Origin of the sequence: Sporolactobacillus mangiferae (genome assembly GCF_023336505.1) — a bacterium.
Taxonomy (GTDB): domain Bacteria; phylum Bacillota; class Bacilli; order Bacillales; family Sporolactobacillaceae; genus Sporolactobacillus; species Sporolactobacillus mangiferae.
In genome coordinates, this window is record NZ_JAMAST010000017.1 from 1 (window position 1) to 21,013 (window position 21,013).

At 42.5% G+C, this 21,013-nt stretch carries 19 protein-coding genes and 1 riboswitch; of the genes, 13 read left to right on the forward strand and 6 right to left on the reverse strand.

All coding sequences use genetic code 11. The features are described 5' to 3' along the window. Window positions 1-25: 25 nt before the first annotated feature. Entirely contained in the window at window positions 26-811 is a 786-nt protein-coding gene (locus M3N64_RS11480; RefSeq protein ID WP_249102427.1) for an exodeoxyribonuclease III, read from the forward strand. A 327-nt stretch (window positions 812-1,138) separates the two neighbouring features. Here M3N64_RS11480 and M3N64_RS11485 read toward each other — a convergent pair whose 3' ends face one another. Then, entirely contained in the window at window positions 1,139-2,248 is a 1,110-nt protein-coding gene (locus M3N64_RS11485) for an iron-containing alcohol dehydrogenase family protein (RefSeq protein WP_249102338.1), read from the reverse strand. Window positions 2,249-2,498: 250 nt separating this feature from the next. Here M3N64_RS11485 and M3N64_RS11490 point away from each other — a divergent pair, with 250 nt between their 5' ends. The 6 genes from M3N64_RS11490 (at window position 2,499) to comGB (ending at window position 9,246) form a co-directional block, all read left to right on the forward strand. Next, the gene (locus tag M3N64_RS11490) at window positions 2,499-3,461 is read left to right on the forward strand and encodes a D-2-hydroxyacid dehydrogenase (protein WP_249102339.1); all 963 of its coding nucleotides are present in this window, start codon (window positions 2,499-2,501) and stop codon (window positions 3,459-3,461) included. A 148-nt stretch (window positions 3,462-3,609) separates the two neighbouring features. Further along, the gene (locus M3N64_RS11495) at window positions 3,610-4,032 is read left to right on the forward strand and encodes a hypothetical protein (RefSeq protein ID WP_249102342.1); all 423 of its coding nucleotides are present in this window, start codon (window positions 3,610-3,612) and stop codon (window positions 4,030-4,032) included. A 662-nt stretch (window positions 4,033-4,694) separates the two neighbouring features. Beyond that, complete coding sequence (locus M3N64_RS11500; protein ID WP_249102343.1) at window positions 4,695-6,035, forward strand: murein hydrolase activator EnvC family protein; 1,341 nt, start codon at window positions 4,695-4,697, stop codon at window positions 6,033-6,035. A gap of 518 nt (window positions 6,036-6,553) precedes the next feature. Continuing rightward, window positions 6,554-6,943 (forward strand): Spx/MgsR family RNA polymerase-binding regulatory protein, encoded by a 390-nt coding sequence (locus M3N64_RS11505; RefSeq protein WP_249102346.1) that lies wholly within the window; start codon window positions 6,554-6,556, stop codon window positions 6,941-6,943. Window positions 6,944-7,148: 205 nt separating this feature from the next. Then, window positions 7,149-8,267: a competence type IV pilus ATPase ComGA gene (comGA, locus tag M3N64_RS11510; protein ID WP_249102348.1), complete on the forward strand. Its 1,119-nt coding sequence runs from the start codon at window positions 7,149-7,151 to the stop codon at window positions 8,265-8,267. After that, the gene (gene comGB / locus M3N64_RS11515) at window positions 8,215-9,246 is read left to right on the forward strand and encodes a competence type IV pilus assembly protein ComGB (RefSeq protein ID WP_249102349.1); all 1,032 of its coding nucleotides are present in this window, start codon (window positions 8,215-8,217) and stop codon (window positions 9,244-9,246) included. The genes comGA and comGB overlap by 53 nt, the downstream gene beginning before the upstream one ends. Here the strand turns inward: comGB and M3N64_RS11520 are convergent. Both M3N64_RS11520 and M3N64_RS11525 read right to left on the reverse strand, forming a co-directional pair. Next, window positions 9,233-10,036, reverse strand: a complete 804-nt coding sequence (locus M3N64_RS11520) for a YqhG family protein (protein WP_249102351.1) — start codon at window positions 10,034-10,036, stop codon at window positions 9,233-9,235. The genes comGB and M3N64_RS11520 overlap by 14 nt on opposite strands. Then, entirely contained in the window at window positions 10,014-11,690 is a 1,677-nt protein-coding gene (locus tag M3N64_RS11525; RefSeq protein WP_249102353.1) for a DEAD/DEAH box helicase, read from the reverse strand. Before M3N64_RS11525 ends, M3N64_RS11520 begins: the two co-directional genes overlap by 23 nt. Window positions 11,691-11,824: 134 nt before the next feature. Beyond that, a riboswitch (glycine riboswitch) is annotated at window positions 11,825-11,915 on the forward strand. Window positions 11,916-12,178: 263 nt separating this feature from the next. Here M3N64_RS11525 and gcvT point away from each other — a divergent pair. The 3 genes from gcvT to gcvPB are packed head-to-tail and all read left to right on the forward strand — an operon-like array spanning window position 12,179 to window position 16,101. After that, window positions 12,179-13,276 (forward strand): glycine cleavage system aminomethyltransferase GcvT, encoded by a 1,098-nt coding sequence (gene gcvT / locus M3N64_RS11530; RefSeq protein WP_249102354.1) that lies wholly within the window; start codon window positions 12,179-12,181, stop codon window positions 13,274-13,276. 13 nt (window positions 13,277-13,289) lie between these two features. Next, complete coding sequence (gcvPA, locus tag M3N64_RS11535; protein ID WP_249102355.1) at window positions 13,290-14,645, forward strand: aminomethyl-transferring glycine dehydrogenase subunit GcvPA; 1,356 nt, start codon at window positions 13,290-13,292, stop codon at window positions 14,643-14,645. Further along, complete coding sequence (gene gcvPB, locus M3N64_RS11540; protein WP_249102356.1) at window positions 14,638-16,101, forward strand: aminomethyl-transferring glycine dehydrogenase subunit GcvPB; 1,464 nt, start codon at window positions 14,638-14,640, stop codon at window positions 16,099-16,101. The genes gcvPA and gcvPB overlap by 8 nt, the downstream gene beginning before the upstream one ends. Window positions 16,102-16,425: 324 nt before the next feature. Here gcvPB and M3N64_RS11545 read toward each other — a convergent pair whose 3' ends face one another. Next, window positions 16,426-16,809, reverse strand: a complete 384-nt coding sequence (locus M3N64_RS11545; protein WP_438271019.1) for a rhodanese-like domain-containing protein — start codon at window positions 16,807-16,809, stop codon at window positions 16,426-16,428. A gap of 195 nt (window positions 16,810-17,004) precedes the next feature. Here M3N64_RS11545 and mntR point away from each other — a divergent pair, with 195 nt between their 5' ends. Both mntR and M3N64_RS11555 read left to right on the forward strand, forming a co-directional pair. Then, entirely contained in the window at window positions 17,005-17,433 is a 429-nt protein-coding gene (mntR, locus tag M3N64_RS11550; RefSeq protein WP_249102358.1) for a transcriptional regulator MntR, read from the forward strand. A 76-nt stretch (window positions 17,434-17,509) separates the two neighbouring features. Continuing rightward, the gene (locus M3N64_RS11555) at window positions 17,510-18,397 is read left to right on the forward strand and encodes a patatin-like phospholipase family protein (protein WP_249102359.1); all 888 of its coding nucleotides are present in this window, start codon (window positions 17,510-17,512) and stop codon (window positions 18,395-18,397) included. Between the two features lie 458 nt (window positions 18,398-18,855). Here the strand turns inward: M3N64_RS11555 and M3N64_RS11560 are convergent, their stop codons facing one another. Together M3N64_RS11560 and M3N64_RS11565 are read right to left on the reverse strand one after the other, a co-directional pair. Next, window positions 18,856-19,263 (reverse strand): hypothetical protein, encoded by a 408-nt coding sequence (locus M3N64_RS11560; RefSeq protein WP_249102361.1) that lies wholly within the window; start codon window positions 19,261-19,263, stop codon window positions 18,856-18,858. Window positions 19,264-19,283: 20 nt separating this feature from the next. Continuing rightward, window positions 19,284-20,234, reverse strand: coding sequence for a DUF1385 domain-containing protein (locus M3N64_RS11565; RefSeq protein WP_249102363.1), 951 nt, complete (start codon window positions 20,232-20,234; stop codon window positions 19,284-19,286). Between the two features lie 129 nt (window positions 20,235-20,363). On the opposite strand from M3N64_RS11565, the gene M3N64_RS11570 reads away from it, so the two are divergent. Next, the gene (locus tag M3N64_RS11570; protein ID WP_249102365.1) at window positions 20,364-20,960 is read left to right on the forward strand and encodes a YqhR family membrane protein; all 597 of its coding nucleotides are present in this window, start codon (window positions 20,364-20,366) and stop codon (window positions 20,958-20,960) included. Window positions 20,961-21,013 lie beyond the last annotated feature (53 nt).

Here is a 21,013-nt window from a genome sequence, read left to right on the forward strand (position 1 = left end):
ACATAAGAATTGCAAGGAGACGAAAATGAAGCTTATCTCATGGAATGTTAATGGCTTTCGGGCATTGTTGCGAAAAATGGATGTCTATGCCTGGATGCAGAAAAACAATGTGGATGCACTCTGTATTCAAGAGACAAAGATGCATCAGGGCCAGGTTCAATTCGATACGCCAGGTTATTATCAATATTGGAATGATGCTGTGCGTAAAGGATATTCGGGCACGGCCATTTTCACCAAATACAAACCCGTAAATGTGACCTATGGAATGGGTATTGATATGCATGACCAGGAAGGGCGGTTGATTACACTTGAATACGAGCGTTTTTTCCTGCTCGCGGTTTATACACCTAATGCGAAACGTGACCTGACAAGACTTGATTATCGTCTTGAGTGGGGCACAGCATTCAAAAATTATGTGAGACAATTGGATGAAATCAAACCGGTCATTTTTTGTGGAGACCTCAATGTTGCACATACAGAAATTGACTTGACCTATCCTAAGAGCAACAAGGGGAATTCAGGCTTTACCATTGAAGAGAGACAAGATTTTTCATCGTTGCTGGATTGCGGTTTTATTGACAGTTTTCGCGCGCTTTATCCGAATCAAACAGGTGCATATACGTGGTGGTCATTCCAGTTCAATGCACGCCAAAGAAACATTGGCTGGCGTATTGATTATTTCGTAACTTCTGAACGTTTACGCAACCGGATGATCGACGCGAAAATTCTTTGTGAAGTAGCCGGATCAGATCATTGTCCAATTGAACTTGATTTGAATGATTCTTTTACGACCGACAAAAATGCTATGTAAAGAATGCGAATGTTCTCTGCAGTGGGTTCGCTCATTCATGAAAAAATTGACAGTAAAATTCAGTGATTTTAATTAGAAAACCTGGCTTCGTCAAGCTTCCGGCGAAGGCGAAGCCGCCGTCGCGACGGCCATGGACGGCCTAGTGTCCGATAAGCCGCAGGACGCGGCGTTTTTTCGGACCACTTATACTATGTTCCTTAAAATTTATAAACTTTCTTATAGCTTAAAAAGAGAAGCGATTCATTTCTGATCGTTTCTCTTTTTTGGACGGTAAAAATTTTAAGATGATCATATCAGTGCCTGCGCCACAGAGATGGCCGGTTCAGGTCACTTTACTGCGTTTTGATTTGCCCACTTTTCAAGTTCGATAATTGCGTCATATACACGATCGACCGTACATTGAATTGGGTACTTATGAATCAGTGATGTCGGCTTTAATGCGGAAACGGCAATTTCACGGATTTCCTGCCTGGTTATGTTTCCTAAAGACAGATCTTCCAAACTTACGGGCAAATTGAGTGCGCGATAAAAGGGGAGCAGACGTTTCATTTCATCGAATTTTTCTTCGATAACGAGCTCTACCATGATTCCATATGCAACTTTAATGCCATGCAGCAGATGGTGTGTTTCCTTCCTGATGGTTAACGCATCGTGAATGGCGTGCGCCGCCGTTGCGCGTGCATATTCATCGCCGAATCCGCCGACCAGTCCGCTTGCCATAATATTTGTTTCCATCACTTGAATCCAGTCGTCACTCAGCTTTCCTTCCCGCATATCCTGAATCGCTTTTTCCGCATGCTGAAGCGGAATTTCAAGGCATTGTCTTGCAGCCTCACGTGAAAAATAAAGCGCGATTCCGCTTCGTTCTGCCTGTTGAAGCTGCAGGTCCGATTCATACCACTTGGCAATCGTATCAGCTACACCGGCAATAAAATAATCAATCGGTGAATCCAGAATCACACGCGGTTCAACCAGTACCAGACTGGTTTGCGAAGGGAAGATCTCATGCCCGATACATTCGCCGTTGTCTTTGTACATGACGGAAAGACAGGACCAGGCTGCGCAGTTGCTGGCCATTGTGGGCAGAAGGATGACAGGAACACATCCGGCTTTATATGCAGCCGCCTTGGCGGTATCCATCACTTTTCCGCCGCCGAGCCCAATGATCGCATCAGCGTTTTCGTTCTTCAGTAATTGAATGACACGATCAATTTCGTTATTCGAGCATTCACCGTTAAATGTGATATCGATGACATGAAAACCGTGCGCAGGCAAATCCGGCAGGTACTTTTCCGCTTTCCCCAATGATTTGGTGCCATGCAGGAAGAGTACTTTTTTGATAAAACGCGCGTTCAATGCAGATGGTAGTCGATCATAGGCTCCGACTTCCGAAATATACTCCTGCGGTGCAATTCTTGATATGAGTTGCAGTGCCATATGCATTCGCTCCTTAGTGAAATGAAATGAAGCTTTTAATTTTTTCAGTTAGTGTGTGTGAACTTTATACTAGTCGTTTTTTTATAGCTGTGTCAACGTAAATGAATCGAAAAATGCAGAGTTTTTGTATTGTTTTTTATGCATTTTTAGCATGGATGTTATTTCAAAGCCATTTTTATCGCTTCATCGTTTGAATGCTTATATACTTGCTTATAGGCAGAAGTCGAATTCAAAGAATGCAGGTGATCAAATGAATAAAATCGTATTTGGTTTTAATGAAGAATTTTTTTTGAACGAGCAGGAACTTCATAAATTGGAACAAACGACCATGGGCCAATGCTCTTTTGTGATTTTACAGAAGGATAAAATTCCAGACGGAGTTTCTATTTCTGACGCAGTTGCATTTGTCGGCGCCCCCTCAGATGAGATGCTGAAAAAGATGCCGTTACTGCGCTGGCTGCAATTGCCAAGTGCCGGAGCAAATCATTTTGTGAACCATCCTGATCTTGCAAAAAGTGTGGTGCTTACAAATTCAAGCGGCGTGTTTGGTGTGCAGGGTGCGGAGCATACGTTGGCGCTCATACTGGCGTTGGCCCGGGAAATTCCACTTTATGTGAAGCAGGCACAGCAGCATCTTTGGCAACAAGGGAGCAAGTGTCTCAGTATTGACGGATCGACAGCCACTATTATTGGCTTTGGAGATATTGGATCGGAAATCGCGCATCGACTTAAAGCATTCGGCACACGGATATTTGCAGTAAAAAGAAATGCAGGAAAAGTGCCGCAGGATGCTGACGCAGTGTTTGATCTGGACAACTTTGACCGCGCTTTAAATGAATCGGATATTGTTATTAACGTCCTCCCATTAACGAAGGAAACCGACTCAGTCATTAATCGGGAACGTTTCGATTCAATGAAAAGAGGCACGCTGTTCATCAATGTCGGCCGAGGCCGCACTGTTGATGAAACCGCGCTGATCGAAGCGCTTGAGTCAGGAAACGTTGGCGGTGCAGGACTTGATGTGACTGTTGAAGAACCTTTGCCGGCAGCGAGTCGTTTATGGGGTTTTTCCAATGTACTCATTACGTCTCACTCACTCGGAGTAGGTCCCGGAAAATATCAAAAAAGAGCTGCTTTGATTGAACGAAACCTGAAACATTTCATACTTGGCGAAAATCTGGAAAATCGTGTAGATCGCAGCCTGGGCTACTGAGTGGCAGAATGACTGATTCATAAATTAATAAAAAAGGCGATCACCGATCTTCAATTGCGTTAGCTTTTCATTTGTCAATATTATTCCATCAACCCATTGAAGAACTCTTTTGTCTAAAAGAAAACGACCGGAAAGGAATGCTATAGTAATGAGAATCTATCATAAGCGTAATTTTGCAGAGGGCTTATTTTTTGGAGTGCTTTTTCTTAGTTTAATAATAATTACAGTCATCGGACATAAAGAGCTATCGTTTTCAGAGATTGCTTTAGGGAGTCTTTCTCTTCTTATCTCGATTTCTTTTATCATGCGAAGCTTATCAAAGAAATCGAGCGCGAAAGATCTTAGAGATGAAAAAGATGAACGTAATCGACTCATAGAATACAAAGTCGCAATGATTTTTGAAAAAATCGTTTGGAATACTAGTCTAATATTAACAATTATTTTTGCTGTGTTATTTGCTGTTACAAAGTACTCATGGCTAATATGGCCGCTGTTAGGCTCAGCGATATTATTCAATGTAGGGTTTGTTATTCTATTACTGGGCTCAATCTATTTTGAAAGAAATTCTTAAATGTCGTAATTTATTGCCAGTAGTCTTGTCAATGTGACATGAATTAGATAAAGTCATACAAAATGCCATATTTAGCCCTGTACCATGCAAAGAAAGCAGTTGAATTGAGTAGTGAGAACGATCCGAATTATGTTGATTACCTTGCTGATCTTTCACATTTAAGGATTGAGCCAGTTGAACTGGTAACTAATAGAAGATGGCAAAATGATAGCAAAAAAAATATTAGAGATTGATCCTGACAATGCATTTGTCAATTGTGAAATTAAAAAAGGAAATTTATAATAGTCCACGCATACACCACATCTTTACATTATTATCACCGGATCTGTATTCTTTAGCGCGCTGATTGTGAGAGTAATAGACAATTCTGGTTCCCGTTGGCGACGTCCTCGTTTCTTTTTTAACTCACTCATTTCCATTTTTTCAAATCGCTGCTGCCAACTTCAGAAGGTCAGTTCACTTTTTGACCGTTTTTTTAACACTTTTTTAGTTTCGGTTAATTGAAATAAAGTTGTAATCAAAATTTGTCGGAAATAGGGAGAAACTGTTGTTATAATAGAGATATAAAGATTTAACAGATGGGTTGATACATAGTTTATAAGTCCAGTGAAATTTGTGTTGATGATGTGCTGCATCGTCTGCCTGCAAGGAGTTCGGTCGTTATGAAGTTAAAAATGAACGGAATTGCTGCTGTATGCCTTTCATGCACACTTGCGTGGAGTATAACCGGCATTCCAGTACATGCTGAATCGCAGTCTGAACTGAAGGCTAAGCTTAATGCGATTCAAAGCCAGAAAAAAGAAAATACAAATCAAATCTCTGAATCTAAGCAAAAGCTGACAGACAATCAAGAGAAGCAAGATACAATTGTGAGTAATTTAAAAGAATCGGAGAAGAAAATTACTTCAACGAATCAGAAAATTGAGGACACCTCCAATCGTGTACAGAGAAATCAGAGAGCTATGGCTGAACTCAAAAGCGAAATCAAAAAAATTGACAAGCGCATACAAAATCGTAATCAATTATTAAAAGGAAGGCTTCGTTCAATATACATAAGCGGGGGCGCAGTCCGCTACCTTGATGTTTTGTTCGGGTCGAAAAGCTTCGGTAACTTTCTGGATCGATTGCTCGCACTTAAAATGATTACTGATCAGGATAATCGGATTATCACTGATCAAAAAAAGGACAAACAGGCTCAGAAAACGAAACAGAAACGGCTCCGCGCAGTCCTTGTACAGACGTCCAACGATTTGCATGAGCTTCAGACAATGAAGAATGATCTTGATCAGGAAAAAGCTCATAAGCAGGAATTGCTTGCCGGCCTAAAGGATCAGGCATCGGATATTGAGAAAACGATGATGTCCTCAAAGGAACAGGCGGGCATTTTAGGAGCGCAGGAATCGGTCATCAAGAAGCAGTTGGCGGATCAGCAGGCTAAAGCACGTGCGGATGCGGCGGCAAAAGCTGAAGTGGAAAAAAAGAAAGCTGATGAAAAGAAAGCTGCGTCAGCTGATCACAACCGTTCGGTCACAGTTACAAGTACAACGCAGACTTCAGCGGAGACAACTGATTCGAACAACAGTTCTTCCTCCAGCAGTCAGGGTATGTTCGTGATGCCTGCGGCCGGTTATATTTCTTCAGGGTTTGGCTATCGAACCTTTGATGGAGAATTTCATCCGGGCATTGATATTGCCAACAGTACGGGCACGCCAATTCACGCGGCTGCGGATGGCATCGTGTTCCGCGCTTATCAATCGTCAAGTTACGGAAATTGTGTGATGATTTCACATGTGATCAATGGACAGCTATACACAACCGTTTATGCACACTTATCGGCGATCTATGTTTCAGATGGACAGAGTGTGTCTCAGGGGCAGTCGATTGGTGCGATGGGCAATACAGGCGAATCAAGCGGATCACATCTGCATTTTGAACTATACAAAGGACGTTGGACACCGCCGCCACATAACGGTGCGGTCAACCCGCTGAATTTTTTAAATTAATCGTTAACAAGAGGTGTCTCAAAAGTCTATTGACAATGGAGGCACCCTTTAAAATGACATACGTTTTGGATATTAAATGCGCGGGGAGTGGACGTCTGCGGGGAGCGTTTCAGCTGATCGCAGACAAAGGAGACCTCGCAGATTCCAGCTTGCCCGCGGCAAGCGAGCACTGAAGCGATGATGTCAACAAAACAAACAGATCAAAGACTCCGGTAGAAAACTGTGAAAACACGCGATGACCGGTAAATGATGATTAGTGACCGGTAAATCATGCTGAATGGTCGGTAAATCGCAGTCAAACGGCATCCTGTGAAAGTACGTCCTGTATGCAACGCGAAAGCCACCGCATCGTGCGGAAATAAGGACCGGGCTATGCCCGGTTTTTCTTATCAATCAATATAATTTTGGTGCTACGAAAATCAACAGTAAAGATTAACAGTTTGTTTACAAAAATGTTTAAAAAGTTAGTGTAGCGGGTAGAAGAAAATACACACAATACAGGAACAGGTGGGAGGCTGATGGCTAAAGTAATTTTTTATACCTATCCTAGCTGTACGTCATGCAGAAAAACCAAAGTCTGGCTGACCGATCACGAAGTTAATTATGAAGAGCGTCATCTTTTTCGCAATCGTCCGAATGCGAATGAATTAATGGAACTGCTTAAATTGTCAAAGTCCGGCGTTGAAGAACTGGTTGCAAAGCGAAGCGACACATATAAACGTTTAAAAGTAAATTTGAACGATCTTCCGCTTAGTCAGGCAATTCAGCTGCTTTCAGATGATCCTAAGCTATTAAAACGTCCAATTATTACGGATGGAAAACATTTGGTTGTTGGTTATCATAAAGAAGATTTACGCCGAATTGCTTCAGAAAAAGATAAACATAAACAGGAAAGTAAACTTGTATAGTGCAGTTAACAGTCGGAGTCTCTCATAGTGCCGGCTGTTTTACAGTTGCTTAGTTAACGCGGGCATCAAGGTTACAACAAAAAGAAGCCAAAAAATTAATTAATAAAAAAGGAGTTTATTCAAGATATAGAGAATTAATTATTAACCCTGATTTTTGGAAATAAGCCTGCTTAGCATTCTAATTTAATTTGAAAGCAGGTGACCTATGACCCAACCTTATCAAGACATGACTGAACTCAGAAGGAAGCTGCTTGAATATGCGTGCGGCTTCGGTGCCTCGGACATTCATCTTATTCCGCGTACCCATCACACCCTCGTGGAATTCAGAATCAACGGTTATTTTTATGAGCATGAACTTCTGCATGCTGAAGTCGCTGACCGGTTGATCGCCAGCTTCAAATTCTCTGCGGGCATGGACATCGGCGAACACCGCCTCCCACAAAACGGTGCGATGCAGGTACAGATCAAACATCAGTCCTTTGCACTTCGACTGTCCGTATTGCCAACCCCAAATAAAGAAAGCCTGGTTATTCGTATTCTCCCGCAGAAAAATGAACTAACGATTGAGAGTTTAACCGTATTTGATGAAGTAAAAAGAGGTTTGTCCTCACTTCTTGCCTATGAAAGCGGGCTGATCTTGATTTCAGGTCCAACCGGATCTGGCAAGACAACAACCCTTTACGCGCTCCTCTCCGCATTTCAGAAACGATACCATTCAAGAGTGATTACCATTGAAGATCCAATTGAGAAGAAATACGATGCGTTTATCCAAATGGAAGTCAACGAAAAGGCTAATTTCACTTATGCCAGTGGCTTTCGCGCACTGCTTCGTCACGATCCCGATATGATCATGATCGGTGAGATCCGTGATGAAGAGACCGCAAAAATAGCTGTGCGGGCATCGCTGACAGGCCATCTCGTGCTATCTACGGTTCACGCGTCGAATGCGCCTTTGACTGTGCAGCGTATGACGGAATTGGGTATTCCGCGTTTTGATCTTAAAGAAACTCTCGTTGCAGTTATCGCTGAGCGGCTGGTAACTGTTCAATGTCCTGAATGTGGTCAGACATGCAGTCCTGATTGTCCGCATCGCCATCATCCAAAGCGAACCGGGGTGTTCGAGATTCTTGCCGGTATGCCACTTTATGATTATCTGTCAGGTAAGATGCAACGGCCATCCATACCCGCATACAAAACGATTGAAGATTTCCTTGAAGAAGGTGTCGAAGCTGGGTGGATAGCAGAAAAAGCGACGAGGAGGGCGCCTGAAGATGTTCGAGCGAAAAAACTGGACGAGAAGGGAACAGGCTCATTTTTTAATTAATCTTGGAGAATGCATGAAAAGCGGATATCCATTGAAAAGCGCACTCCAAATTCAGGCAGATCGAAACAGATCACGGATCCGTAATGAAATCTTGCAAATGATCGAATGTTTGAAAGGCGGAAAACCATTTTACGAAACGCTGCTTATAAGTCGGTTTCCAGAAGATATCTCTTGTGTCATTTATTTTTCCGAGGCAAGCGGCAAACTGTCTGATGCACTGATCGAAAATGGACATTCATTGATGAAACGGGAAATTTACCGGCAAACATTGACACGCCTGATTCGCTATCCGTTGTTTCTCATCTGGTTTCTGTTTATGATTATTTACGTTGTCGGGCGTTTTTTATTACCCAATTTTGTTCAAATGTATCGCTCAATGGCTTTGGAGCTCCCAGCTATCACACGCTGGATGCTTTTTTTTGCTGAACACACAGTTTATATGCTGGGCATCTTAGTTGTTCTTTTTGCTGCTGTATTGTTAGTCGCGTTTTTCATTCGCCGTTTCAGTTTGCTTTCCAAAATTGCATTCATTGCTCGCGTGCCATGGATTCAGTCGTTTATTCAGCTCCACTATACGTATCAGTTTTCTTTTCACGTCAGCAGCCTGCTGCGTTCAGGATTGTCAATGGGACAGGTAATCGATATCTTCACAAAAAAAGGCGCCTCAGCTTTCCTTGAACTGGAATCCACTCGAATCAATCGTTTATTAGCCCAGGGAATCTCATTAGAAAAAACGCTTGAGAATATTGCTTACTATCTTCCAGAATTACAGACGGTCATTGTGCAAGGAAGTGTGCAGGGATCGCTTGGAGACGGACTCCACAATTACAGCAACGAACTGATGAAAAGGATGGAACAAAAAATCAAGGGGCTGCTGGCCATGTGTCAACCAGCTTTGCTCATGTTTATCGGCGGTTTTGTACTCTTATTGTTTCTCTCCATTTTACTGCCCGTTTTTCAAATGATTAACGGGTTTTGACGGTATTGGGCAGAAAAGTGGCTGAGTTGAGGTAAAACAGCCCAGCATTGATGAGTTGAATATGAATATATGGTTTGTATTGTGCCTCAAGCGCCTGTTTTTCCAGATCATAGCGTTCAGGCTTTTCGGCCCTATGCTCATAAAAGGAATCAAGCAGAGACTGGTCCTTTTCCCATCGCTTTTTCGCTTCTTCTGCCCACTTTGAGGACTCGGCATTAATTTCTGATTCGATATACTGTTCAATTCGTCTGATACCGCTTTGAATCGTAATCAGAGGTTTCAGAGTATAGCAATAGTCGGGCAGTTTTTGATTGAGGCGCAGGCGAGTAAGCATTGTCTGAAATCCTTCAATCAGCGTGCCGTTAATGAGTTGAAGCCCAATGGAAGTTAAGCGCTCCTTTTTCAGATCACATTGATAGCTGACTTTCATATTTATACCAATCCACGGCTCAAGAGCAGATGATTGTTGATAAGGAATAATTTGGTAAAGGCGAATATAACGCCCTAATTCCTCCGTGACATGAAAGATCTGATGAAGCCGCGGGGAACCAAAATGTATGAGTTCACCATCTTCAGTACGATCATCAAATTTGAAAGCCAGCACGGCCGTTTCTGCTTTCTGACGGGTTTGCTCGATATAATGCCAGTAAAATGGACGATTCATTAATAATTTGTCCATTTGTTTCGTCAGTTTTACTTTAAAATGCGGATCATTTTTTGGAGAGAGCACGGTACAATCGGAGCTTGTAAAAAAGCGTTCGAGAAAATCACGAATTTCCGCTTGATTCATGTTTTTCCTCCTTTGCTAACTGTTGCTGCTCAAAATTTATGACACTGGTAAGATTATCTAACTTGATTTTTATTTCTCCATCGGAATCGGATTCTTCAAAAATTCGGGAAACCTGGCGTTCCACGTTCTTTAAATCAATGTGCGTAAGAATTTTGTCCAATTCACCGACAACCTGCTCGAATAAATGAATTTTGTTGTACAGCAAATGTAAAATGTGACTTTCAACTGTTCCCCGTGTTGCAAGATTATAAATATGCACGTCATTTTTCTGACCCAGACGATGAATGCGACCGATTCTTTGTTCGATACGCATCGGATTCCATGGTAAATCGTAATTGATTAAATGACTGGCAAATTGTAGGTTAATTCCCTCTCCGCCTGCTTCAGTGGCAACAAGCACCTGAACTTTATTTTGAAAGAGCATGCGCATCCAATCCTTTTTGTTTTTTCTGAATCCACCGCTGAAGGGGACTGATGAAATTCCGTTTTTTTTCAGAAACCATTGCAAATAGAGCTGAGTCGCACGATACTCTGTGAAAATAATGACTTTGTCATTAATCTGACTGATGAGTTCGAGTACTTTCTCTGCTTTTGCATTTTGGTTGATCCGGTTTAATTTTTCAAAAATATCATGCCACAAATACTCGTTCATTGGTGATGCGGTTTTTTTATAAATCTTATTGAGCGTAACAAAAACCGCTTCGCGGCTGCTGCATGCTTCACGCTGGAGAGTGAGCAGTGTAAACGGCTGGATCATTTCATTCTGTTTCAATAGAGCTAGGCGATCATAAAATGCCTGTTCTTCAGCAGTAAAAGGAATATCAAATGATTTAATGATACGTTTTGGCCAGTTGAGACCGGTATCCTCTCGGCGGTTGCGTACCATAACCTGATTAACAAGCGTTTTCAGTTTTGCTTCATTTTTAACATTTCGCTCACCTGATTTGTAGTTTTTGGAAAAGTTCTCTGCGTCACCCAGATATCCTGGCTTGAGAAGTGAAACAAGATAAAAGATTTCATTCACACGGTTCTGGATCGGCGTTGCTGTAAGCAGCAGGCAAAATTTTTTCTTCAGTGATTGAACAAATTGATAGTTTTTTGTTTTATGGTTTTTTAATTTATGTGCTTCATCGATAATAATCAGATCATAATTTTGCTGTCTGACCAGTTTACGGTGCGGCTCCCGCTTTGCTGTATCGATCGATGAAACGACGATGTCGCACTGACTCCAGACATAGGTTTTCCTCTGGGCAACGGCAGGAATATAAAATTTAGTGTTCAGTTCAGAAACCCATTGATGTACAAGAGAAGCGGGAACCAGAATGAGCACTTTTTTGACCAGTTCTCGAATCATATACTCTTTGATGATCAAACCGGCTTCAATGGTCTTTCCAAGTCCGACTTCATCGGCAAGAATGGCCTTGCCGTGCATTTCTTCGATGACCATCCGGGCTGTTTCGACCTGATGAGGATGCAACGTCAGCTGGGGCAGCTGGCTGGGCGCAATCAGGCCGCGAAAGTTAGGGACGATCCGCTCTTTTGCTGCAAGATAGGCAAGTGAAAAGTGTTCTGCTTTTGACCATGGCCCGTCATCTTTAATTCGTTTAAAAAATGGTTCATGCCAGCTTCTGTCAAAATGAATCAGCGATTTCATTTGAAACACCTTTGTATGTTAAAATTTTGTGAACAAAGTATTGCTAAATTTATCGTTGAAATGGTAGGATAACATTGTTAGTATGTACGACATTGCTATGAGTTAAACGGATGTATAAATTGAATGAAATGCGGATGAATTTGTGGGGAGAGACCGATTTAAAACGGTCGCCGAAGGAGCAAGCGAACAGCGAATCTCTCAGGCAAACAGGACTCATAATGGACGCACCTCTGGAGAGTGCCACGGGGCTACCAAAGGGGATACCGCTTTTTTCAGGCTGATGCAAAAGCGATAAACTTTCAGGTATAAGGACAGGGGAAGACTGATAAGTGTCTTCTTCTGTCTTTTTTTTATAAAAAATTGATCCTGTTACATAAGTTAGAAATCATGGGTCATACAAGATGAAGATTGGTTTGTCTCACATGCTTTGTAACCTGAATAACATCAGCCTGCAGTTTTTAAAAATTTTGATCAGGAGGGAATTAAAAATGCCGGATTTGAAGACAACGCCATTGTATGATTTTTACAAAAAACAGTCTGCAAAACTGATTGATTTCGGCGGTTATTTATTGCCTGTGCAGATATCGGGAATTAAGCAGGAACATCATGCGGTTCGAACTGCGGCGGGCATCTTTGATGTATCACATATGGGTGAGTTTCTAGTCAGGGGTGACCATGCAGCCCAGTTTCTCCAAATGATGGTGACAAATGATATATCGAAAGCGCAGCCGGGAGATGCGATTTATACAGCAATGTGCTACGAAAATGGTGGTACGGTCGATGATTTGCTCGTTTACTGTCTGAGTGAAAATCATTATCAGCTCGTGGTCAACGCCGCAAACATAAAAAAAGATTTTCTTTGGATCTCTGACCATGCACCCCAACAGGTTATCCTGACTGATCAATCGGATAAAACAGCATTGCTTGCTGTCCAGGGACCAAGGGCTCTGGACATTGTTCAGAAAATTACTGATTTTGAATTATCAACGATCAAGCACTTTAAATTTGTCGAAAACGTTCCCCTTGGCGGCATTCCCTGTCTTGTTTCTCGAACTGGCTACACTGGTGAGGATGGCCTTGAAATTTACTGTGCATGGGAAAAGGCGCCGCAAATATGGGCCGCACTGCTTATCGCCGGTGAAAAAGACGGATTAATTCCCTGTGGACTTGGTGCACGTGATACGCTCCGATTTGAGGCGCGGCTTCCTCTGTACGGGCAGGAATTGAGTCCTGAAATTACACCGCTTGAAGCAGGAATCGGCTTTGCGGTAAAAACACAGAAAAGTGAAAATTTTATTGGCAAATCTGCACTGATTAATCAAAAAGCGGATGGATTGAAGCGCAAAATTGTCGGAATTGAGATGATTGACCGTGCAATTCCACGCACTCATTACTCTGTCTATGCAGAGGCAACAAAAATCGGCGAGATCACAACGGGGACACAATCTCCGACACTCGGTAAAAATCTGGGACTTGCACTGATTGACAGTAATTGGACGAAAACAGGGACCATTGTGGAAGTCGATATTCGAGGTAAAAGGAAAAAAGCCAAAGTAATCAAGACCCCTTTCTATAAAAAGAGCTGAGGAGGATTTATATATGTCAGAGTTTCGTTATCTACCGGTGACGGAGGAAGATCGCCAGGAAATGCTCGCAACCATTGGTGTTCAATCGGATGAAGATCTTTTCTCGGATGTTCCTGAAAAGATTCGTTTTAAGGGAGAATTAAAGCTGGAACCGAAACTGTCCGAACCGGAATTGTTGCGTTTTTTTAATGGACTTGCCAAAAAAAACATCAGTACGAGTGAATATCCGTCATTTCTCGGAGCAGGGGTGTACGAACATTACATTCCGTCTGTTGTGGACAGCGTGATTTCTCGCGGAGAGTTCTATACGGCTTATACCCCATATCAGGCTGAGGTCTCACAGGGTGAACTGCAGGCGATATTTGAGTTTCAGTCATTGATTTGTGAATTGACGGGAATGGAAGCTGCGAATTCGTCCATGTATGACGGTTCGACGGCGCTTGCTGAAGCCGCTCTTCTTTCAAGCGGCGTCACCCATAACAAAAAAATTGTTGTTTCTGATACCGTTCATCCTGAATACCGTCAAGTGCTGGCAACGTATGCACATGGACGCGGATTGGATATCGAGACAGTACCTGGTACTGACGGAAGCACCGATCTCAAAAAACTGGAAGCTGCAATGGATGATCATGTATCCTGTGTGATTGTGCAATATCCGAACTTTTTCGGTCAAATTGAGCTATTAAGAGATATTGAGGAAATTGTGCATGGAGCAAAGAAAGCACATTTTATAGTTGCCAGCAATCCGCTGTCATTAGGGATACTTACTTCGCCGGGTGAGCTTATGGCAGATATTGTTGTCGGGGACTGTCAGCCGCTTGGTATTACTGAATCGTTTGGCGGGCCACACTGCGGCTATTTTGCTGTCTCAAAAAAGCTGATACGAAAAGTGCCCGGCCGTTTGGTTGGTGAGACAGTGGATGAACAAGGTCAGCGCGGCTATGTGCTGACACTTCAGGCGCGTGAGCAGCATATCCGAAGAGAAAAGGCAACATCAAATATTTGCTCTAATCAGGCACTCAATGCATTGGCTTCTTCAGTCGCGATGAATGCTTTTGGAAAGCAGGGCATTACGGAACTCGCTTATCAGAACATTCAAAAAGCGCATTATGCAGCTGGAAAACTGAAGGAATCAGGTATTTCCGTTACCGATGGTCATCCATTTTTTAATGAATTCATCATTGATTGCCGCAAACCGGTATCCAGCGTAAATCGCCAGCTGCTGGAGAAAGGGATCATCGGTGGTTTTGATTTAGGGCGTGCTTATGAACAAATGCAGAATAAAATGCTGATTGCTGTTACGGAACTGAGAACGAAAAATGAAATTGATCAATTGACGGAAGTATTAGGAGGGATTATCGGTGACTAATCAAAATCAGCCGCTGATTTTTGAACGCAGCAGAAAAAATCGTACAGCGTACAGTCTGCCTGAACTTGATGTTCCGGAAAAGCCGCTTGATGAAATGGTTGGTCCGGACTATTTGCGTGAAAACAGTCCGGAATTTCCAGAGGTATCTGAATTGGAGCTTGTTCGTCATTATATGGCACTTTCAAAAAGAAACTTTGGTGTAGATAATGGATTTTATCCGCTTGGCTCTTGCACGATGAAGTATAATCCAAAAGTGAATGAATACATTGCCCGTCTTGATGGATTGACGCATATTCATCCTTATCAGGATGAACAGACAATCCAAGGTGCGCTGGAGTTGCTCTACCGACTGCAGAACAATCTTCAGGAAATAACCGGAATGGATGCGGTAACGCTCCAGCCAGCTGCCGGTGCTCACGGGGAATGGACTGGTTTGATGATTATTCGCGCTTTCCACGAAGCAAACGGAGATTTTAAGCGCACCAAGGTGATCATTCCAGACACCGCACATGGCACGAATCCTGCCTCAGCGTCCGTCGCGGGTTTTGAAGCGGTCACAGTTAAATCGAATGCACACGGATTGGTTGACATCGATGATCTTCGCAGGGTTGCGGACGAAACCACAGCGGCCTTGATGTTGACGAATCCGAATACACTGGGCTTATTTGAAACGAATATTCAGGAGATTGCCGACATTATTCATCAGGCCGGTGGAAAAGTTTATTATGATGGGGCCAATATGAATGCGATTATGGGAGTGACGCGTCCCGGTGATATGGGCTATGACGTTGTGCATCTGAATCTTCATAAGACTTTTACCGGTCCACACGGAGGCGGTGGACCGGGTTCTGGCCCTGTTGGCGTTAAAACAGAGCTTGAACCGTTCCTTCCGAAACCGTTGATCATAAAAAAGCAGGACGGCAGCTTCGGCTTTGACAACAATCGTCCGCAATCCATTGGCCGTGTCAAAGCGTTTTACGGGAATTTCGGGATTAACGTCCGGGCGTATGCCTATATTCGTACGATGGGCGGTAAAGGGCTTAAGCAAGTGTCAAAGGATGCTGTTTTAAATGCGAACTATCTGCTAAAACGGCTTTCCGATCATTTCGACACACCATTTAAGCGAATATGCAAACATGAATTTGTACTTTCCGGAAGCAGGCAGAAAAATTTAGGCGTCCGAACACTTGATATAGCAAAGCGCTTGCTCGATTTTGGCTATTATCCGCCTACAATTTACTTCCCATTACTTGTTGACGAGGCTTTGATGATTGAGCCGACGGAGACAGAATCAAAAGAAACTTTAGATGCTTTTGCTGATCATTTGATTGCCATTACAGAGGAAGCGGAGAATACACCCGAGATTGTTCAGGAAGCACCACATCATACGGTTATCGGCAGGCTTGATGAAACGAGAGCAGCACGTCATCCGGTTTTGCGTTATAGAAAGCAATAATCCATTCTATACAAATAGAAAACGTGGCTGAGCGCCATATAAATACTTTTTCATAGCTTCGTCATTCGTGTGATAACAACATGTTGCTTTAATATAGCTCAATCCATACAAAATTTCTTGCAGAGAAAAAGCACCCGAATGGGTGCTTTTTCCACTGTTTGTTTATTCCAGATCGACCATGAGTCGCTAATCTGTTCCTTTTGTTTGCATCATTGCTGTAGCCTGCCTGCTTGCCGTTGTCGCATATCTGCCCGTATGCTCAGCTGAGCCATTGTTTGATTGATTGGCTGTCATATACTTACTTTACCTTGTAAAAAATCTAAATTATCCTTTTTTAATACGGCCATTCCATTTTTTAAAGCCGCCGTCAAGCTGATAAAGATTTGTATAGTTCATTTTTTTTAGAACTTGTGCAGCCCGTGCACTGCGTGTTCCATTACTGTCATACAGATAGATCGGCATATCATGGCGCACTTCTGTATGACGCATTTTTAATTGAGTCAGCGGAATATTTCTTGCACCCAGAATATGTCCGTTTTTAAACTCATCCGGTTCACGCACATCGATTAGTTGCGCTTTACGGTAACCTGCACGAAAATCAACCTCTGAAAGCGTAGTGAGATAGCGTTTCTGTAAATACCTGGCAATAAAAAAATAGCCAAAATATGCAGCAATCATAGCAATTAAAATAATCCAACCCATGACCATTGTCCCCCTATTTCTTTTCATGTATCATTATAACGATTTATCTAATTTTATGAAAGATGCAGAGAAGCGCAAGTGCGGAGAAAGCATGTACCAAGTGTGATATGCATCTGCATTGATTTGGATAATTCTTGTTTTTTAAGTGCCATTATAGTAACATGGGAAAGTGAACATGGGAAGCCGTTAGGGGGAGACATGATGTCGCCTACTCCGAGTATGGAAGACTACATTGAACGTATTTACTGGTTAATTCAGGATAAAGGCTATGCAAGAGTTTCAGATATTGCAGAGGCACTTGATGTACATTCGTCTTCCGTGACGAAAATGGTACAGAAGCTGGACAAAGATCAATATTTAATTTATGAAAAATACAGAGGTTTTATCCTGACCCCGAAGGGCAAAAAAATGGGGAAGCGTCTCGTATACAGACATGAACTTCTGGAAGATTTCTTAAAGCTGATTGGTGTCCATGAAGAAAATGTCTACAAAGATGTGGAAGGCATTGAGCATCACCTCAGCTGGGATTCAATTGATCGGATTGGTGACGTTGTGCAGTATTTTGAAGAAGATCCGCAACGTGTGCACCAGTTGTTTGAGATAAAGGAAAGAAGCGATGAAGAAGAATAAAAGAGATCGGAAGGCAATCTTCCGGTCTCTTTTTCATTTTCCGATCATTTAATGATAAGTGAGGAGGGTGAGCGATGTGCTGATTGATATTGTTTTTTCAGGAGGCGGGGTTAAAGGCTTTGCTTTTTCCGGGGCACTTCACGTTCTTGAAAAAGCCGGATACACGTTCAAACGAACGGCAGGAACAAGCGCTGGTTCAATTGTTGCTTCGCTTGTCGCCGCAGGTTATCATGCAAATGATTTAAAAGAGATCATGGCTGAGATGGATACGAATCAGTTGATTGAGCCTTCTGCAGGTGGGATACGGTTTCAGCTTGTTAAGTGGCTGCGTCTTTATTTTAAGATGGGGCTGTTTAGCGGGAAGCAGCTTGAACAGTGGATTGCGGAACTTTTAAAGAAGAAGGGTATAGAAACATTTTCTGATTTACCCGATGACCGGTTGAAGATTGTTGTATCGGATGCCACAAAAGCAAAACTTGTCGTCATTCCTGATGATCTGCAAGATTACGGAATTGAGCCGGGCCGCTTTTCGGTTGCACGCGCCGTGCGGATGAGCTGTTCGCTGCCGTTCTTTTTTGAGCCGGTCCCACTTTATGATGCAAGCGGGGTTAAATCACTAATCGTTGACGGAGGTGTTCTGAGCAACTTTCCGTTGTGGATTTATGACAGGGAGAGTGAACTGCCCGCCCGCCCGTTCCTTGGTCTGCAAATTGTTGATCAAAATTCTGAGGCTGAAACTTTGAAAATAAACAATGCAGCAGATCTTTTTCGTGGTATCTTCAAGGCGATGCGCGAAGCACATGATGATCGCGTGGTTGAAAGGCTTAAGGGCTCCAATATTATTTGCCTTCCCATTGGGAGTGTACAGACAAAAGATTTACAAATCGCCAAAAAAGAACGTGAACGGCTATTTCAGATTGGGGCGGATTGTGCAAGAAAATTTTTAAGTCAGTGGAGCTATTAGTATGAACCGGAGAAAAAATCCGTTCAAAGGGTGCGGATCCCTATTCTTTGCTTTTTTAATCAACTAAATATGTCGCATCAAATATGTTCTGTTCCGATTCTCGATTTTCCGGACTATGTATTCGTATAAAAAAAGCAACGTGGAATCCGGTAGCTTTGAACCTTCGCGGATCATCTGCGTGAGCTCATATCAAATAGGGGATGTCTCGCCGTTAAGAAACTTTTGAGACATCCCCAAATGGTGGTTCTGTTGTTAGTGAAGCATGTTATTTTTCATCACAAAGTGGCTTATGAGTATAAATGAGCCGAAAAATTTAACAGAGCAAATGATAAAGGTATTTTTTCCAGAGTTCTCACGGTCTCCGGAAAATCGTCAGGAAGACAATGGCTTCGCCAGAGCCCCTGGCGAAACTGCCGTTGCACTTATTCGTTATTAAAAATATATATTTGCTTACAGTATTAAAAAAGTAATCTTTTCTTTTTTTTGTTTTTTCGCCCTTCAATGACGGTTAAATGACCATGCTCTTTATTCTGTTGGTGTGTCAGTTTTTTTATCGAATACGTACCATTTTTGATTACTTTAAGCTTTGTTGCTGCATGCATATTACGCGTTTTCCTGCTGTAAGCGGCAACCCTTCTCCGTCTTCGTGACTGGCGCGCTGCTTTCTTATAGCGTGCCTGATCAACATTCCCGGTCCATTCTGCAAGACGTCTGAAAAAGAATAAACCAATGATGACAACGAGAGCCAAAATAATCAATTGAGTAATAATCACTGTTTTCTGGCTCGGCAGAAACATGGAGAGCAGTCCGAAAAGTCCGAGCCCTCCGATAATAAGGAAGGTCAAAGAATAAAAAAATGTTTTCAAGGACACTCACCCCCGTTAAGTTACAGCACTTGTTGTACAAGTGTCTGATTTTTTTCGATTTCCGATTCTCTGCGTCGCATGGTTTCAAATGCACAGATACCGATTTCAATTTGTTCGTCGTCAGGCTCTTTTGTCGTCAGCAATTGAACCCAAAGTCCCGGGTAGCCAAGCCATCTTAGAACTGGAATATGCCGCACTTTATTGGTCAGCCGAAGGATCTCATAAGCAAGCCCCAGGTCGAGCGGAATCAGTGCAACCCGATAAATAAGGCGGAGCCAGAGCGGTTCAGTCGGGACGAAGAAATAGAGAAAGATACTGATTATTGCGGTAAACAGAATATAGCTTGATCCGCAGCGATAATGAAGTCTTGAATGCTTCTTTACATTTGCAACGGTCAGCGATTCGCCGCTTTCAAATGTATTGATTACTTTATGCTCTGCACCATGATATTGAAACAGTCTTTTCATCATTGGCGTAAGCGAAACAAAATAAACATACCCGACAAGAAGCAGAATTTTAAAGAAACCTTCAAGCAATACTTGAGCAGCATCTCCAGATATTATGGGCTCAAAAAGATTGGCGACGAATGCCGGAACCAGGGTGAAAACAAATTTGGCAAACAGAAAGGACAGGATGCCAAGTGCGGTTAACCCAATAACGGTTTCCAGATGAATGCCTCTTTCGGGCTCATTTTCGATACGTTTATCATCGCCTGGATCTTCATCGAAGACTTCGGACGCATAATTCAGATGTTTTGTTCCGATTGCGCTTGCTTCAATAATCGCTACCATACCGCGTATAATTGGTATTTTTCGAAAAAACGACAATGAGCGAAACGTTTTTTTAGGTGCCTCGAAATAGGTGACGGAATGATCTTTGCGGCGCACAGCTGTTACCGTTGTGTATTTGCCGCCCATCATTACACCCTCAATGACAGCCTGACCGCCATATATTGAAAGATTTTTATGCATGATTGAATCAGCCCGATCTCTTTTTTGATTTAATGTTTATATACTTATATTTATTCTACCTGAATTTAGTTAAAACCTCTACATTTCTGCTGTTCCTGTATAACGATTTCCAATCGGGATTTTTTTCGTGTGAACCGCGGTTTAATGTACATGCTTTGCAGGCTTTTCGGGCATAATGATGCACATAAAAAACGTTTGGAAGAAGTGTGGGCGATGGCCAGACGAGCAAAAAAAAGTAAATCCTCTAAAAAAAAGCAACCATTAGCTAAGTCATTGGGAAGAACTGCAATTACCGGATTATTCGGTGGTTTCTTTTGGGCGAGTATCGGGCTAGTCTGCTATCTGCTCAATTTTAGTAAAATCGGACCTGCATTGCTATTTGATCCTTTTCCCTATTGGTCATGGAGGAGTCAGCTAAGCGGACAGATGCTTGCCGTCGCCGGCATCAGTGTGCTTTCGGTCTTCGTTGCCATGCTGTATCTTGTTGCATTCAGCAGGATAAAATCCATGTGGTTCTCCATTGGATTTGGTCTATGCTTATGGGGGGGCGTTTTTTTCCTGTGTCGACCGTTTTTAAACCATTTGCCGCATCTGAAAAACCTGGATTTAAATACATTGATCACATCACTTTGTTTGTTCGCACTCTACGGTTTATTTATCGGTTATTCGATTTCTTTTGATTTTGAAGAACAAAATTCAACCGGGAACAGCTATTCAAATCAGTAATGCTGTGGTAAAATGGCTAAAGTGAATTTTTTTGCGTGTCGTTCATTGATGTG

What these genes read in the sequence shown, in the direction of transcription:
- M3N64_RS11480 (WP_249102427.1), top strand. Translation starts at nt 26, where the DNA reads ATGAAGCTTATCTCATGGAATGTTAATGGCTTTCGGGCATTGTTGCGA.
- M3N64_RS11485 (WP_249102338.1), bottom strand. Translation starts at nt 2,248, where the DNA reads ATGGCACTGCAACTCATATCAAGAATTGCACCGCAGGAGTATATTTCG.
- M3N64_RS11490 (WP_249102339.1), top strand. Translation starts at nt 2,499, where the DNA reads ATGAATAAAATCGTATTTGGTTTTAATGAAGAATTTTTTTTGAACGAG.
- M3N64_RS11495 (WP_249102342.1), top strand. Translation starts at nt 3,610, where the DNA reads ATGAGAATCTATCATAAGCGTAATTTTGCAGAGGGCTTATTTTTTGGA.
- M3N64_RS11500 (WP_249102343.1), top strand. Translation starts at nt 4,695, where the DNA reads ATGAAGTTAAAAATGAACGGAATTGCTGCTGTATGCCTTTCATGCACA.
- M3N64_RS11505 (WP_249102346.1), top strand. Translation starts at nt 6,554, where the DNA reads ATGGCTAAAGTAATTTTTTATACCTATCCTAGCTGTACGTCATGCAGA.
- comGA (WP_249102348.1), top strand. Translation starts at nt 7,149, where the DNA reads ATGACCCAACCTTATCAAGACATGACTGAACTCAGAAGGAAGCTGCTT.
- comGB (WP_249102349.1), top strand. Translation starts at nt 8,215, where the DNA reads ATGTTCGAGCGAAAAAACTGGACGAGAAGGGAACAGGCTCATTTTTTA.
- M3N64_RS11520 (WP_249102351.1), bottom strand. Translation starts at nt 10,036, where the DNA reads ATGAATCAAGCGGAAATTCGTGATTTTCTCGAACGCTTTTTTACAAGC.
- M3N64_RS11525 (WP_249102353.1), bottom strand. Translation starts at nt 11,690, where the DNA reads ATGAAATCGCTGATTCATTTTGACAGAAGCTGGCATGAACCATTTTTT.
- gcvT (WP_249102354.1), top strand. Translation starts at nt 12,179, where the DNA reads ATGCCGGATTTGAAGACAACGCCATTGTATGATTTTTACAAAAAACAG.
- gcvPA (WP_249102355.1), top strand. Translation starts at nt 13,290, where the DNA reads ATGTCAGAGTTTCGTTATCTACCGGTGACGGAGGAAGATCGCCAGGAA.
- M3N64_RS11545 (WP_438271019.1), bottom strand. Translation starts at nt 16,809, where the DNA reads ATGGTCATGGGTTGGATTATTTTAATTGCTATGATTGCTGCATATTTT.
- mntR (WP_249102358.1), top strand. Translation starts at nt 17,005, where the DNA reads ATGTCGCCTACTCCGAGTATGGAAGACTACATTGAACGTATTTACTGG.
- M3N64_RS11565 (WP_249102363.1), bottom strand. Translation starts at nt 20,234, where the DNA reads ATGCATAAAAATCTTTCAATATATGGCGGTCAGGCTGTCATTGAGGGT.